This window comes from Novosphingobium kunmingense, assembly GCF_002813245.1.
GTDB classification, from domain to species: Bacteria; Pseudomonadota; Alphaproteobacteria; order Sphingomonadales; family Sphingomonadaceae; genus Novosphingobium; species Novosphingobium kunmingense.
Map to the genome: position 1 here is coordinate 531894 of NZ_PHUF01000003.1, position 15156 is coordinate 547049.

Sequence of the window (15156 nt, forward strand, 5' to 3'; positions counted from 1 at the left end):
GTCGGGTGAGCGCCGCACTTTGCCGGCCTGCTGCTGGCGGGTGCGATCCGCAGCGGCGGCACGGTCAGGAACGATCCCGACGGCAACGCCGACACCATCGGCGTCCACTGATCGCAAGCCCTTGGGGGGACACAGGGGCGGTCTGCTTGACGCAGGCCGCCCTTTTTGTTGCACTGCCTCTTGTGTTGCCAAACGGCAACACTACCTTTCGGTGTAACAGGAGGCTGATACACCCATGAACCTCGAGAAATTCACCGACCGCGCCAAGGGTTTCCTGCAGAGCGCGCAGACCGTGGCAATCCGCATGAACCACCAGCGGATTACGCCCGAACACATCTTGAAGGCGCTGCTCGAAGACAGCGAAGGCATGGCGGCCGGGCTTATCACGCGCGCGGGCGGCAATGTCGGCATAGCCCAGGCCGAGGTCGATAAGGCACTGGCCAAGATTCCGGGTGTTTCAGGTTCGGGCGCGCAGGGCGCACCCGGTCTTGAAAACGACGCCGTGCGCGTGCTCGACCAGGCCGAACAGCTTGCCGCCAAGGCGGGCGACAGTTTCGTTTCGGTGCAGCGGATGCTGCAGGCACTGGCGCTCGGCACGACCAACCCGGCGGGGCAGGCGCTGAAGGCCGCGAACGTCGACACCAAGGCGTTGGAAGCCGCGATCCAGGAACTGACCGGCGGGCGCACGGCGGACAACGCCAGCGCCGAAAACGCCTATGACGCGATGAAGAAGTACGCGCGCGACCTCACCCAGGCGGCCCGCGACGGCAAACTCGATCCCGTCATCGGCCGTGACGAGGAAATCCGCCGCACCGTCCAGATCCTCGCCCGCCGCACCAAGAACAACCCGGCGCTGATCGGTGAGCCTGGCGTGGGCAAGACCGCGATTGCGGAAGGCCTTGCGCTGCGCATCGCCAACGGCGACGTGCCCGACAGCCTCAAGGACCGCCGTCTGATGAGCCTCGACATGGGATCGCTGATCGCCGGGGCCAAGTACCGCGGCGAGTTCGAGGAACGCCTCAAGGCCGTGCTCGACGAAGTGAAAGGCGCCGAGGGCGAGATCATCCTGTTCATCGACGAGATGCACACCCTGATAGGGGCGGGCAAATCGGAAGGCGCGATGGACGCGGGCAACCTCTTGAAGCCGGCGCTGGCGCGCGGCGAACTGCATTGCATCGGCGCGACGACGCTTGATGAATACCAGAAGTACGTCGAAAAGGACCCCGCGCTGCAGCGGCGGTTCCAGCCGGTGTTCGTGGGCGAACCGACGGTCGAGGACTCGATCTCGATCCTGCGCGGCCTCAAGGACCGCTACGAACTGCACCACGGCGTGCGGATCACCGACGGGGCGATCGTCGCCGCAGCCACGCTGTCCAACCGCTACATCTCGGACCGCTTCCTGCCGGACAAGGCGATCGACCTGATGGACGAGGCCGCCAGCCGCATCCGCATGGAGGTAGAGAGCAAGCCCGAGGAAATCGAGGTGCTCGACCGGCGGATCATCCAGCTCAAGATCGAGGAAATGGCGCTCGCCAAGGAAAGCGACCAGGCCAGCAAGGACCGGCTCGACACCCTCAAGGCGGAACTCGCCAACCTTGAGCAGCAGTCGGCCGAACTGACCACCCGCTGGCAGAACGAACGCGACAAGATCGCCGCCGAAGGCAAGATCAAGGAAGCGCTCGACGCCGCACGGATCGAACTGGAGCAGGCCCAGCGGGCCGGCGATCTCGCCAAGGCGGGCGAACTGTCCTACGGCAAGATCCCCGAGCTCGAGAAGCAGCTCGCCGAGGCGCAGAACGTCGATACCTCGAACATGCTGCTGCGCGAGGAGGTGACGGCCGAGGATATCGCCGCCGTCGTCAGCCGCTGGACCGGCGTCCCCGTCGACAAGATGATGGAGGGCGAGCGCGAGAAGCTGCTCAAGATGGAAGAAGTGATCGGCAAGCGGGTCATCGGTCAGTCCGACGCCGTGGTCGCCGTGTCCAAGGCTGTGCGCCGCGCGCGTGCGGGCCTGCAGGATCCGAACCGGCCGCTCGGCAGCTTCCTGTTCCTCGGCCCGACGGGCGTCGGCAAGACCGAACTGACCAAGGCGCTCGCCGGCTTCCTGTTCGACGATGACACCGCGATGGTCCGCATCGACATGTCCGAGTTCATGGAGAAGCATTCGGTCAGCCGCCTGATCGGCGCGCCTCCGGGCTATGTCGGTTACGATGAAGGCGGGGTGCTTACCGAAGCGGTGCGCCGCCGGCCCTACCAGGTCGTGCTGTTCGACGAGGTCGAGAAGGCCCACGCCGACGTGTTCAACGTGCTGCTCCAGGTGCTTGACGACGGGCGCCTGACCGATGGGCAGGGCCGCGTGGTCGATTTCACCAACACGCTGATCATCCTGACCAGCAACCTTGGCAGCCAGTACCTAGCCAACCTCGAGGAAGGTCAGGACGTCGACAGCGTCGAACCGCAGGTGATGGAAGTGGTGCGCGGGCATTTCCGGCCCGAATTCCTCAACCGCCTGGACGAGATTATCCTGTTCCACCGCCTGGGCCAGGAGCATATGGCGCCGATCGTCGACATCCAGGTCGGCCGGGTTGCTTCGTTGCTCAAGGACCGCAAGATCACGCTCGACTTGACCGACGCGGCCAAGCGCTGGCTGGGACGGGTCGGCTACGATCCAGTCTATGGCGCGCGCCCGCTGAAGCGCGCGGTGCAGCGCTACCTGCAGGATCCGCTGGCGGAAAAGCTGCTCGGCGGCGAAGTGCCCGACGGCAGCACGGTGCGGATCGACGAGGGCGACGGCGCGCTGACGATGGCGGTGGGTTAGGCCGCTTCGGGGCCGCGCCAGACGTCGAACGGGCGCGCGCGGATCCACCGCGTCGCGATCCATTTCGCGCCGGCCGTCACCGGAAGCCCCGCGTGGCGCGCCGCCATCGCGGGGCTACCGTGTTGACCGACCAGGTCGAACACGAGCGCATCGCCCGCGCGTGGCTTCACGGTGATGCCCAGCACGTCGAAATGGGTGGCGCCGCCATCGAAGGCGTCGTTGAGGTAAAGGATGAACGTCTTTTGCCGCTGGTTGGCCGTGTCGGGAAGCGTATCGAGATGGGGGCGATACTCTTGCCCGGGCGCATAGTGCAGGACTGTCAGCGCTTCGCCCTGCGTAACGGCCGTGCCGCTTGCTTTGGCGATCCGGCGAAGAATGGCCTGGATCGGCAGGGCCTCGCGCGTCGGGCCGATCGGGGCTTCGGAAGATCGGCGCACGGGATGTGCCTTGAACGCACCGGTTCGCGCATCGGCGACCATCGACGGGGCCAGAATGTCTGACGCCGTCCTTGCGATGAAGGCGCATTCGGCAGGCGAGAGAAATCCCTCGAACCGCTGCATCTGGATCGAAGCGTCGATCAGATCGCCCTCGGGTAGGCGCTTGGGATAGCCGTCCCGATCCAGGTCCATCTGTTCCATGAGCGCCAGTTGGTCGGCAAACTCCCCTCCGAAGCGCGCGCCGCAATCGGCGAGCTGCGCAAAGGCCTTGCGCCAGTCCGGCGCACCGCCGGTACCGTTGGCGGTCAGGGTCACTTCCAGCAGCGATGCCTCGGGATCGCCCGCCTGCGCAAGGTGGCGGAGCGTGGATCGCGCCTCGCTTAACTCGCGAGCGGCAAGGTGCCGCAGAACCTGGGTAATTGCTTCTGTCATGCCGGCTGTATGTCTTGCCTGCCTCCGGGGCAAAAATAAATGGGGCGGATACTGCCGTATCCGCCCCATCCATCAGTCAGTCCTTGATGCTTAGAACTTCGCAACGGCACCCGTGTACATGTAGCGGCCGCGGTTGTCGAAGATGCCCGAGCCAGCGCCGACACCGGTCAGACCGTACGGCGGCTTCTTGTCGAACAGGTTGTCGACACCGAAGTAGATCGAGAAGCGGTTGTCGACTTCCAGTTCGGCGCGAACGTCCGAATAGGTGACAGTCGGGTAGCGCTGGATCGGCGCATAGTCGGTGTTCTGCGGCGCAAGGCCGTTCACCGAGTTATAGTCTTCGTAGGTGTTGAGGTACTGTTCGCCGATGAAGCGCAGACCGTAACCCAGCGTGACCTTGCCGATCTTGAGCGAGGCGTTGATGTTGAACTCGTCCTGCGGGTCCGCCAGTTCGCCGATGAACACGTTACGGAACGTCGGCTGCAGCGGATCGGTGTAGGATTCGTTCTTGATCTGGTGCGTGTAGACACCCTGCAGGTTCAGCGCACCCCAGTCGAACTTGTGGCTGTACGTCACCTGAGCGTCGATGCCGCGAACCTTCAGTTTGGCGAAGTTCGCGGTGGACTGCAGCAGCGAGCCTTCCAGAACGCGGAAGGGAATTTCCCCACGCGGACCGCCACTGGCGCCAGCACGTTCGAACAGCCCGCAGAACAGGTTGTCGAGCGTGGGCGAGTCATAGCATTGGTTGAGGATCGTCTGCGCCGAACCGATCGAGGTGATCACGTTCTTGATCGTGATGTCGTAGAAGTCGACCGAGATGGCGAAGCCAGGGATAAACCGCGGTTCGAGCAGGGCACCCAGGGTGTACGAATCCGACTTTTCGGCTTCGAGGTCCGGATTGCCGCCACCCCTGATTTCGAGCGACGACGTGTAGACGAAGTCGTAGCCGGTCGGCCGCCCAGCCGCTGCGCAGTTCGCGGCGCGGTAGGTCGAACCGTTTGCCAGGTTGCGTTCCGAGCACGGATCGTTCGGTGCCGGCGCGAAGTTCTGGAACTGGGCCGAATAGAGTTCGGACAGGTTCGGAGCGCGCACCGAGCGGGCATAGGTACCGCGCAGGGTCAGGTCGCGGATCGGCTTCCACAGCACTTCACCGCCATAGGCGTAAACCGTACCGGTCTTGCCCTTGTAGTCCGCAACGCGCCCATTGCCGCGCAGCGTGAGTTCCTGGAAGAACGGCACATCCTTGAGCAGCGGAACCTGGACTTCGGCGAAGGCTTCCTTCACTTCGAAGGCCGGAGCCGTGAAGGCGGGGATCGCGTTGTAGAACGCGTAGCCGGCTTGGGTGATGTCATCCAGGTCGTACTCGTTGGTTTCACGGCGGTATTCGCCGCCCACCGAGAACGCGATCGGTCCGCCCGGAAGTTCGAACAGGCCGCTAAGATCACCGGTGACGTAGCCGAGCACGTCGAACTGCGTGATCTTGCCGGTCGCCAGCGAATCCACCGTCAGGTATTGGCGGGCTGCGTCGGTCACCGAACCGTCACCGAAGGGATTGATCGGAACGCACGCGGCGATATCGGCTGCGAGCTGCGCCGGATTTCCACCGCGATCGGTGCCAGCATAGCGCGAATCGATCTGCGAGCGGCAGACGATTTGGCCGGCGGAGTTCACCGCCGCATCATTCGCCAGCAGGAAGCGCTGACGGTTGATGTTGTTCTTGATCGAGTTGGTTTCGCGATGCTCGCCATAGTTCAGCGCGAGCTCGTAGTTCCAGTCGTCGTTGAACTCGCCGCGCAGGCCGCCGACGATCCGGTAGGTTTCGCGAACGATCTTTTCGTCGCGAATGCCCAGGTCCACGTAGTTGCGGCGGTTGCTGAAGCGGAATGTGCCGTTGTTCACCTGCGCGATCGCGGCGGCGCGGTTGGCCTGCGACTGGGCGGAAGTGGTGAACGCAGTCCCGGTGTTGGGGTTGACGTTGGCGTTAAGCGCCGCGAGCAGCTGCGTGGTCAGCAGGGTGCGAGCCTGGGCCGTCAGGTAGGGGTTGTCGAGGCGAATGCCTTCGCGGTTGACAGTGCCTGCCGGAGCAGTGGTCGTCGATGCATAGGACCGGTCGTTGAAGCCCGACACGGCGACGCCGTCGCTCAGCGTCTGGCCCTGCGAGAAGAACGGACCGCTTTGCGAACCGTATGCTTCGCTGCGGACGTACTTCGCTTCGAGGAACGGCACGAGTGCCGGGGTGATCTCGAAGTGCGCGCGCATGTTGGCCGAATAGCGCTGGAGGTCCGGCGTCAGCGCCAGCAGTTCGCCTTCGCGACCCGAATAGCCGTTGCCTCCGACGAAGTTCCCGTTCGGACCGAGACCGATGCGCAGGCCCGTCTGCGGGATCAACGATCCGTCAGGCTGGAACAGGTAGGCGCAGGTGTAGGCGTTGCCGACCGAATCGACCCCGCACGGCGCGCCGGCATTGGGATAGCGGATGCCGACCTGGCCACCGGTCGAGATGGTGGTCGAGCGGATGTCGTAGAAATACTGACGGTCAGACACGCCGTCCGAGCCGTTGAGCGAGCCCGCCGCGTCGGTGTCGACGACGACGAACGCGTCGTTCTGGCGCAGGTTCGGGCGGCCCGAGGCGAGGAAGCGGCTGGTGTGCGCGTATTCGAGGTTGACGGCAACGTTGCCGCGATCGTCGGCGAAGTTCTTGCCTGCCAGCAGCGAGGCATACTGATTGCCCGCATCGCCGTACTTCGACACGCCGGCCTGACCGCGCAGCTGCACGCCGTCATAGTTCTTCTTCAGGATGAAGTTGACCACGCCGGCCATGGCGTCCGAGCCGTAGACCGCCGATGCGCCGCCGGTGACGACGTCGACGCGCTCGATCAGATCGGTCGGGATGGTGTTCACGTCAGGCGACACGCCGTTGACGAGGATATCGCCGGCAACATGGCGGCGGCCGTCGACCAGCACCAGGGTGCGTGACGATCCGAGGCCGCGCAGATCGAGCAGGTTCAGGCCGCGGGTACCGAGGAAGCGGGTGGAGTTCTGCTGGCTGTAGGTGTTGCGCAGCTGGGGAAGCTCGTTGAGCACGTCGCCAACCGCGACCTGGCCCGTTTCGTACAGCGCCTCACCGCGCACGACGGTGATCGGGTTGGCCGAATCCGCATTCGGCTGCGCGATGCGCGAACCGGTGACGACGATGGTGCCAGTGTTTTCATCGGCGTCGCAGACACCGTTCGCATCGGTATCGTCGCAAGCGACGGTCGACGGCGTGGTTACGGTTGTGTCCTGTGCCTGGGCGGCACCGGCGCTGAGCGCGACGACAGCAGTCGTCAAGCCAAGCGCGAGCTTGAGCGTGTTCATTAGGTTTGAGCCCCTTCGACCCGCACACGGCCTGATTGCCGAGTTACGAACATAAGCGCCACCCGGGTACAGGCAGCGATTCGCTAGGCTTTGTCGATGTAAGGGCGGTGCGCAATAAGCCTTAATTGCGCGATTAGAATGTTGTCGTGACCTGTTGCAAACATGTGACAGCAATGTGGTGTATTATCCACATAGCACTCTGTTGCCATTGTTTGCGTTGGAACTGAAGTCCGAGAAACCAACAATGCAAGTTGGCATGACAGGTTGAAACTTTGTTTCCCGAGCAGCCGTAAATCCTAGGCGCTTTGAAGCTGCGCGCGGCTTTCGCGCAATCGCCAATTGACCAAGTCGGCGTTGCCCTTTAATCGAACGGTTAAACACACTGTTCGCGAGAGGAAGCCCAGCCATGCCCGCAGCCTATATCGTCGATGCCATCCGCACTGCCGGGGGCCGCCGCGGCGGTCGTCTGGCGGGTATCCACCCGGTCGATCTGGCCGCGGCCACGCTTGACGACCTTGTCACCCGCACCGGGATCGACCCGGCAGGAATCGAGGACGTGATCATGGGCTGCGTCAGCCAGGGCGGCCAGCAGGCCAACCAGGTCGGCCGCAACGCCGTGCTGGCCTCCAAGGTCCTGCCCCAGTCGGTTCCGGCCGTGACGATCGACCGCCAGTGCGGTTCTTCGCAGCAGGCGATCCAGTTCGCGGCGCAGGCGGTGATGAGCGGCGTGCAGGACGTGGTGATCGCCGCCGGCGTCGAATCGATGACCCGCGTGCCGATGGGCAGCACGACAATGCTGTTCATGAAGGAAGGGCTGGGCGCCTCGCGCTCTCCGGGAATCGAGGCCAACTACCCGGGCCCCAACTGGACCCAGTTCGCCGGCGCGGAAATGATCGCGCAGAAGCACGGCTTCTCGAAGGACGACATGGATCGCTTCGCGTTGAAGAGCCACAAGAACGCAAAAGCCGCGACCGAAAGCGGCGCGTTCAACGGCGAAATCGTGCCGATCGCGATTGAAACGCCCGAAGGCGCGGCGATGCACACTGTCGATGAAGGCATCCGCATGGACGCGACGCTGGAGAGCATCGCCGGGGTCAAGCTGCTGACCGAGGGCGGCCGACTGACGGCTGCCACGTCGAGCCAGATCTGCGACGGGTCGTCGGCTGCGCTGGTCGTTTCGGAAGAGGCCCTGAAGCGCTACAACCTGACGCCGTTGGCGCGCATCCACACCCTGGCGGTGACCGCGGGCGATCCCGTGATCATGCTGGAAGAGCCGCTGTTCGCAACCGACAAGGCCTTGCAGCGCGCAGGACTGGCGATCGGCGACATCGATCTCTACGAAGTGAACGAGGCCTTCGCCTCGGTACCGATGGCCTGGCTCAAGCACACCGGCGCCGATCCGGAAAAACTCAACGTCAACGGCGGTGCGATCGCGCTGGGCCATCCGCTCGGTGCCTCGGGTACCAAGCTCATGGCAACGCTGCTCCACGCGCTCAAGGCGAGGGGCAAGAAGTACGGTTTGCAGACGATGTGCGAAGGCGGCGGCGTCGCCAACGTGACCATCGTCGAAATGATGTGAGATTTACGGGGCAACCCACAAGACAGAGGAAACCAGAATGATACTCGACAACACTGTGGCCGCAGTCGTTACCGGCGGCGCTTCGGGCCTTGGCGCGGCAACCGCTCGCGCGCTGGCCGCCAAGGGCGTCAAGGTCGCGATCTTCGACCTGCAGGAAGAAAAGGGCAAGGCCGTCGCTGCCGATATCGGCGGCGTGTTCTGCGAATGCAACGTGACTGACGACGCCAGCGTCGACGCCGCCTTCGCCAAGGCGCGCGAGGCCCACGGCCAGGAACGCATCCTCGTCAACTGCGCGGGCACCGGCAACGCGATCAAGACCGCCAGCCGCAGCAAGGAAGACGGCAGCATCAAGCACTTCCCGCTTGATGCGTTCAACTGGATCATCCAGATCAACCTCGTCGGCACCTTCCGCTGCATCGCCAAGTCGGCGGCCGGCATGCTGACGCTCGAACCGCAGGAAGGCGGCGGCCGCGGCGCCATCGTCAACACCGCCTCGGTCGCGGCCGAGGACGGGCAGATGGGCCAGGCCGCCTATTCGGCGTCGAAGGGCGGCGTCGTCGGCATGACCTTGCCGATCGCGCGCGACCTTGCCAGCGAAGGCATCCGCTGCAACACCATCCTGCCGGGCATCTTCGACACTCCGCTGCTCGCCGGTGCGCCGCAGAACGTGCGCGACGCGCTCGCCGCCACGGTGCTCAACCCCAAGCGCCTCGGCAATCCGGTCGAATATGCCAACCTTGCGATGTGCATGATCGAGAACGATTACTTCAACGGCGAGGACGTGCGCCTCGACGGCGGCATCCGCATGGCGCCGCGCTAAGCATGACTGCCGGGTCAGGAGCGGCACGAGAACGCCGCTCCGGCCCCATCGGGAGAGTTTGATGGGTTATTCGCAGATCGCGCTCGACATCAGCGAAGGCATTGCCACGCTGACGCTCAACCGTCCGGAAAAGATGAACGCTTTCACCGGCACGATGATGAACGAGATCATCGACGCCATGGATCGCACCGATGCGGACGATGCGGTGCGCGCGGTGATCTTCACCGGCGCCGGCGACCGCGCGTTCTGCGCTGGCGCGGACCTGACCCCCGAAGACGGCCGCGCGGTCTTCGCCAGCGGCGATCCGGTCGAGGACCTGTCCGATCCGCGGGTCCGCGACGGGGGCGGCTTGCTGACCCTGCGGCTTTACCATTCGAAGAAGCCGCTGATTTCCGCCTGCAACGGGGCGGCCGTGGGCGTCGGCATAACCATGCAGCTGCCGATGGACATTCGCCTGGCGAGCGAGAATGCCCGCTACGGCTTCGTCTTCGCGCGCCGTGGAATCGTGCCCGAAGCTTGCTCCAGCTGGTTTCTCCCGCGCCTCGTCGGCGTCAGCCAGGCGCTCGAATGGTGCATGACGGGGCGGATCTTCGATGCCCAGGAAGCGCTGCGTGGCGGGCTGGTCCGCTCGGTCCATCCGCAGGGCGAACTGCTCGACGCAGCCCGCGGCCTCGCGCGCGAGATCGCCGACAACACCTCGGCGGTATCGGTCGCAATGACCCGCGCCATGCTGTGGCGCAATCCGTCGGGCGATCACCCGATGGCGGCGCACAAGGTCGACAGCCGGGCAATTTATCGCCTGTCCAAGGGCGTCGATGCCAAGGAAGGTGTGCAAAGCTTCCTCGAAAAGCGCCCGCCGGCCTTTCCGGGCCGTGTTTCCGCCGATATGCCGGACTTTTATCCTTGGTGGGGAGAGGAGCCCCCTTACGCATGACCGAACCGTCGCAGCAGATCGCGTCCGATGTGCCACCGGGCGCCCGGGACCAGTTGCTGGACACCGCGTCGGCCATCATGCGCGAAGGCGATATCGTCGATATCTCGCTTTCGGAACTGTCGTTGCGTTCGGGGCTCAACTCGGCTCTGGTCAAGTATTACTTCGGCAACAAGGCCGGGCTGCTGCGCGCGCTGCTCGATCGCGATATGCAGGGCATCGTCCACGCGGTCGACGCGCTGATGGCGAAGGACATGGATCCTTCCGAACGCCTGCGTCGCCATATCGGCGCGGTCGTCGATACCTATTACAAGACGCCGTACCTCAACCGGCTGCTGATGCGGCTGGTGCGCGAAAGCAATCCCGATGAAGCGCACCGGATCGCGGATACCTACCTGACCCCGCTCAGCCGCGCCTATGACAAGCTGATCGAGGACGGGGTGCGGCAGGGCGTGTTCCGCAGCGTCGATCCGCAGCTGTTCTATTTCACCACCACCGGAGCCTGCGACCGGTTCTTTTCCTCGCGCCTCGTGCTGCAGCATTGCTACGACACCGAAGCGCTGACCGAGGAATTGCGCGACCGCTATCGCGAACATTGCATCGATACGATCATGGCCGGCATCCTCGCCCACTGATGCCGGGCAGCTGGCACATCGGGGTAATCGGCGGATCGGGGCTCGCAACCGGTCTCGCGCTCGACCAGGCGCAGCAGATCGAGGTTGCAAGCCCCTTCGGCATGGCTTCCAGCCCGGTCACGACCGGCACGATCGGCAAGGTTCGCGTGACCTTCCTGGCGCGCCACGGTGCCGGGCACCGGATCCCGCCGCACCGGATCGACTACCGCGCCAATATCGATGTGCTGAAACGCTGTGGCGTCACCGACGTGATCGCCTTGTCGGGGATCGGTTCGCTTAACGAGGCGATGGCGCCCGGCGATTTCGTGGCGATCGACCAGATCATCGATCGCACCGTCGCGCGCGAAAGCAGCTTCTTCGGCGAAGGGCTCGTTGCGCACGTCTCGCTGGCCGATCCGGTCTGTCACAGGCTGCAGGGCGTCCTGGTCGACGCGGCCAGGGCGGCGGGCGCCACGGTGCACAGCGGTGGGACCTATCTGGCGATGGAAGGACCGCAGTTCTCCACCCGCGCGGAAAGCCGCCTCTACCAGGCTTGGGGCGCCGATGTGATCGGCATGACCGCGATGCCCGAAGCCCGCCTCGCGCGGGAGGCGGAACTGCCCTATGCCCTGCTGGGCATGGTCACCGACTATGATTCCTGGCGCGAGGCCGAAGCCGGCGTCGACATGGCGGAGGTCCTGGCGACCATGACTGCGAGCGCCGAAATCGCCAGGGCAGCCGTGGCCCACCTGGTCGACCGACTGCCCGCCAAGCGCGCTGCCAGCCCGATCGACCGCGCGCTCGACCACGCGATCGTCACGGCGCCCGACCAACGCGACCGGACGCTGATCGCCAAATTGCAGGCCGTTGCCGGGCGCGTCCTCCAATGAGCGGCGAGGTCGTCCTGTACGATTATTGGCGCTCGTCTGCTGCCTATCGGGTGCGGATCGTCCTCAACCTCAAGGGCGTGGCCTACCGTGCGATCCCCGTCGATCTGGTCAAGGGCGAACAGGCTGCTGCCGACTATGTCGGATTGAACCACCAGGGCCTGGTGCCGACCCTGCTGATCGACGGTCACACCTTGACGCAGAGTCTGGCGATCATCGACTATCTCGATGTCAGATATGAAAATCCGCCAATGGTCTCGCCCGATCCGGCCGTGCGTTCGCGCATCCTGGCCCAGGCGCTGGTCATCGCCGCGGACATTCATCCGATCAACAACCTGCGCGTCCTCAATTACCTGCGCAGCGAACTGGGCGCCGATCAGGACGCTGTCACGCGCTGGTATCATCACTGGATCATAGAGGGCCTGCGCGCGCTGGAAATCGATGCGCCCGAATCCGGCCTGATGGGTGGCGATCTACCCAACCTGGCCGACGTCTGCCTGGTGCCGCAGATGGCCAATGCGCGGCGGTTCGCCGTGCCTCTCGAAGGGTTTCCCAAGCTGGTCGCGATCGACGAGCGGCTGCGCACATTGCCCGCCTTCGCCGCCGCCGCCCCGGAAGCTGTCGCGCCGCCGTCATAAAATCCGCCGCACCTGCTTGCGCGGGCGCGGGGGAGGGCCTAGCAAACCGGTTGCAGTTGGAACCGGATGCCGATGACCACGCCGAACCCCGCGACCCATGCCCGCTTGGCCGAGTTCCTGCCCTATCTGCTGTCGATTGCGTCCAACGCGGTAAGCGACCGGATCGCCGACGAATACCGCAGCCGCTTCGGTCTCAAGATCCCCGAATGGCGGGTGATGGCCGTGCTGGGCGATGCCGGCGCGATGACCCAGCGTTCGCTGGTTGGCGCGACGCGGATGGACAAGGTCGCGGTCAACCGCGCTTGCAAGGTGCTGGAAGAGCGCGATCTGATCACCCGCAGCCCGAACGATCGCGATGGCCGTTCGCATCACCTCGAACTGACCATGGCGGGCAAGGCGATGCACGGTTCGATCATGCCGATCGCGCTGGCGATGGAACGGCGCCTGTTTTCCGCGCTCGACCCGGCCGAGCGCATGCAGTTCAAGTCCCTGCTGGCCCGGATTACCGAGGCGGCCGGAAAAATGGAGAGCCCTGAATGAAGCTAGCAACCTTGCCCGGCAGCGGGCGCGACGGACGGCTTGTGGTGGTCAGCGAAGACCTGCACTGGTGCGCGCCCACAACCCATGTCGTGCCCACGCTGCAGGCCGCGCTCGACGATTGGGAGCGCTACGAACCGGCGCTGCGCGCGCTGGCGACCGAGGTCCTGCACGAGGCGATCCCGCTCGACCGGTTCCACGAGCGCGAGGCACTGGCCCCGCTGCCGCGCGCCTACCAATGGGCTGACGGCTCGGCCTACGTCAACCACGTCGAGCTGGTGCGCAAGGCGCGCGGCGCCGAACTGCCCGACAGCTTCTGGCACGATCCGCTGATGTACCAGGGCGGCAGCGACGACTTGCGCGGCGGCCGCGCGCCGATAACGCTCGCCGACGAAAGCTGGGGCTGCGACATGGAGGCGGAGATCTGCGTCGTGACCGGCGACGTGCCGCAGGGCATCGATGCGGTCGGCGCGCTCGATCACGTGCGGTTGATCGGCCTCGTCAACGACGTGTCGCTGCGCAACCTGATCCCGGGCGAACTGGCCAAGGGGTTCGGCTTCGTCCAGTCGAAACCCGCGACCCATTTCTCCCCTGTCTTCGCGACGCCCGACAGCCTGGGCGCGGCGTGGAGCGGGGGCAAGCTCAACCTGCCGCTGCTGGTTGAACTCAACGGCAAGCCCTTCGGCCGGGCCGAGGCGGGCGAGGAATGCACCTTCGATTTCGGCACGCTGATCGCGCACCTGGCAAAGACACGGAGGATCGGGGCGGGATCGATCATCGGTTCGGGCACCGTGTCGAACCGCGATCCCGACGGTTCGCCAGGCCGCCCGGTCGGCGAAGGCGGGCGGGGCTATTCTTGCATAGCCGAGCTGCGCATGGTCGAAGCGATCGCCAAGGGCGAGGCTGCGACCCCGTTCCTGCGCCACGGCGACACGGTGCGGATCGAGATGAAGGACCACGCCGGCCATTCGCTGTTCGGCGCGATCGAGCAGCAGGTCGTTCCGCTCTGACCTGATCGACGGAAAAAGCGAAGCGGCCCGCTTCCCTTGTCGGGAAGCGGGCCGCTCGTGTTGCGATCTTCGGACCCTAGTTCTTGTGGCCCGGAGTGCCGCCGGCGAAGGCGTCGGTGATCGAGCAGGCCGCGGGGCCGAGGATCACGATGAACAGCACCGGCAGGATGAACAGGATCAGCGGCACGGTCATGATCGCGGGCAGACGGGCGGCCTTTTCCTCGGCGCGCATCATGCGCTCGTTGCGGAATTCGGCCGACAGCACGCGCAGCGCCGAAGCCAGCGGCGTACCGTAGCGTTCGGTCTGGATCATGGTCGTGGTCACGCCCTTCACCGCTTCGAGGTCGACGCGGTAGGCAAGGTTTTCGAAGGCCATGCGGCGTTCGCCGAGGAACGACAGTTCGATTGCAGTCAGCGCGAACTCGTCGCCCAGCTCGGGATAGGCCCGGCCCAGTTCCTTGGCGACGCGGTTGAAGGCGGCGTCGACGGTCAGACCCGCTTCGGCGCAGATCACCAGCAGGTCGAGCGCGTCGGGCAGGCCCTTGCGGACCTCGTTGGTGCGCTTCGACTTGATGTTGTTGATGTAGAGGTCCGGTGCCTTGTAGGCGAGGATCGTGACGCTTGCGAACAGCGCGAACTTCTTCATGTCGCCCCATTCGGGGAAAGTGTTGAAGCCGTAGATCATCACCGCCGACAGCACGCCGAAGACGATCGGCAGGACCATGCGGGCGAAGATCACCGCGACGGCCAGTTCCTTCTTGCGGATGCCGGCCTGGGCCAGTTTCTGCTGGACCTGGGCGACCTGGCTGGCCTGCAGCACCTTGAGCGATGCCAGGGTGTCGCGCATCTTGTCGGTCGTCTCGGTCTTGCGGACGATCTTGGTGCGCTTCTTGGCCGACTGGGTGATGATCCCGCTCTTGAGCTGCTCGCGGCGCTCGTTGAGCGACTTGACCCGCTTGGCCATCGGATCGCGGATGGTGACCGCGGTGTAGATCGCGAACATCACCGCCATGGCCGCCATGGCCGCCAGCAGCGTGCCGGCCCAGATGACGTCGATGCCGAGCAGTGTGGGTCCGGGAGGTGAGTTGAGCATGTC

Annotated in this window: 12 protein-coding genes; 9 read left to right on the plus strand and 3 right to left on the minus strand. The window is 65.0% G+C overall.

Features of this window, described 5'->3' with window-relative positions; all coding sequences use genetic code 11:
- Positions 1-235: 235 nt before the first annotated feature.
- Complete coding sequence (gene clpB, locus B0I00_RS08600) at positions 236-2818, plus strand: ATP-dependent chaperone ClpB (RefSeq protein WP_100866957.1); 2583 nt, start codon at positions 236-238, stop codon at positions 2816-2818.
- Here clpB and B0I00_RS08605 read toward each other — a convergent pair.
- Entirely contained in the window at positions 2815-3687 is an 873-nt protein-coding gene (locus tag B0I00_RS08605) for a prolyl hydroxylase family protein (protein WP_157812509.1), read from the minus strand. The two genes, clpB and B0I00_RS08605, sit on opposite strands and share 4 nt — an antisense overlap.
- A gap of 90 nt (positions 3688-3777) precedes the next feature.
- Entirely contained in the window at positions 3778-7044 is a 3267-nt protein-coding gene (locus B0I00_RS08610; protein ID WP_100866959.1) for a TonB-dependent receptor domain-containing protein, read from the minus strand.
- A 406-nt stretch (positions 7045-7450) separates the two neighbouring features.
- Here B0I00_RS08610 and B0I00_RS08615 point away from each other — a divergent pair, with 406 nt between their 5' ends.
- The 8 genes from B0I00_RS08615 to B0I00_RS08650 all read left to right on the plus strand — a co-directional run bounded on the left by B0I00_RS08615 (position 7451) and on the right by B0I00_RS08650 (position 14060).
- A complete protein-coding gene (locus tag B0I00_RS08615) occupies positions 7451-8623 on the plus strand; it encodes an acetyl-CoA C-acetyltransferase (RefSeq protein ID WP_100866960.1) in 1173 nt (390 codons plus the stop codon).
- A 37-nt stretch (positions 8624-8660) separates the two neighbouring features.
- The gene (locus B0I00_RS08620; RefSeq protein WP_100866961.1) at positions 8661-9443 is read left to right on the plus strand and encodes an SDR family NAD(P)-dependent oxidoreductase; all 783 of its coding nucleotides are present in this window, start codon (positions 8661-8663) and stop codon (positions 9441-9443) included.
- Positions 9444-9504: 61 nt separating this feature from the next.
- Positions 9505-10377 (plus strand): crotonase/enoyl-CoA hydratase family protein, encoded by an 873-nt coding sequence (locus B0I00_RS08625; protein WP_100866962.1) that lies wholly within the window; start codon positions 9505-9507, stop codon positions 10375-10377.
- On the plus strand, positions 10374-11009 hold the full coding sequence (locus B0I00_RS08630; protein ID WP_100866963.1) for a TetR family transcriptional regulator: 636 nt from the start codon (positions 10374-10376) through the stop codon (positions 11007-11009). The genes B0I00_RS08625 and B0I00_RS08630 overlap by 4 nt, the downstream gene beginning before the upstream one ends.
- Positions 11009-11878 carry an S-methyl-5'-thioadenosine phosphorylase gene (gene mtnP / locus B0I00_RS08635; protein WP_100866964.1) on the plus strand — a complete coding sequence of 290 codons (870 nt, stop codon included), beginning with the start codon at positions 11009-11011 and terminating at the stop codon, positions 11876-11878. The genes B0I00_RS08630 and mtnP overlap by 1 nt, the downstream gene beginning before the upstream one ends.
- Positions 11875-12513, plus strand: coding sequence for a maleylacetoacetate isomerase (gene maiA / locus B0I00_RS08640; protein ID WP_100866965.1), 639 nt, complete (start codon positions 11875-11877; stop codon positions 12511-12513). The genes mtnP and maiA overlap by 4 nt, the downstream gene beginning before the upstream one ends.
- Positions 12514-12585: 72 nt before the next feature.
- Entirely contained in the window at positions 12586-13053 is a 468-nt protein-coding gene (locus tag B0I00_RS08645; RefSeq protein ID WP_100867172.1) for a MarR family winged helix-turn-helix transcriptional regulator, read from the plus strand.
- Positions 13050-14060 carry a fumarylacetoacetate hydrolase family protein gene (locus tag B0I00_RS08650; RefSeq protein ID WP_100866966.1) on the plus strand — a complete coding sequence of 337 codons (1011 nt, stop codon included), beginning with the start codon at positions 13050-13052 and terminating at the stop codon, positions 14058-14060. Before B0I00_RS08645 ends, B0I00_RS08650 begins: the two co-directional genes overlap by 4 nt.
- 76 nt (positions 14061-14136) lie before the next feature.
- On the opposite strand, the gene B0I00_RS08655 is transcribed toward B0I00_RS08650, so the two are convergent.
- Complete coding sequence (locus B0I00_RS08655) at positions 14137-15153, minus strand: type II secretion system F family protein (protein ID WP_100866967.1); 1017 nt, start codon at positions 15151-15153, stop codon at positions 14137-14139.
- Positions 15154-15156 lie beyond the last annotated feature (3 nt).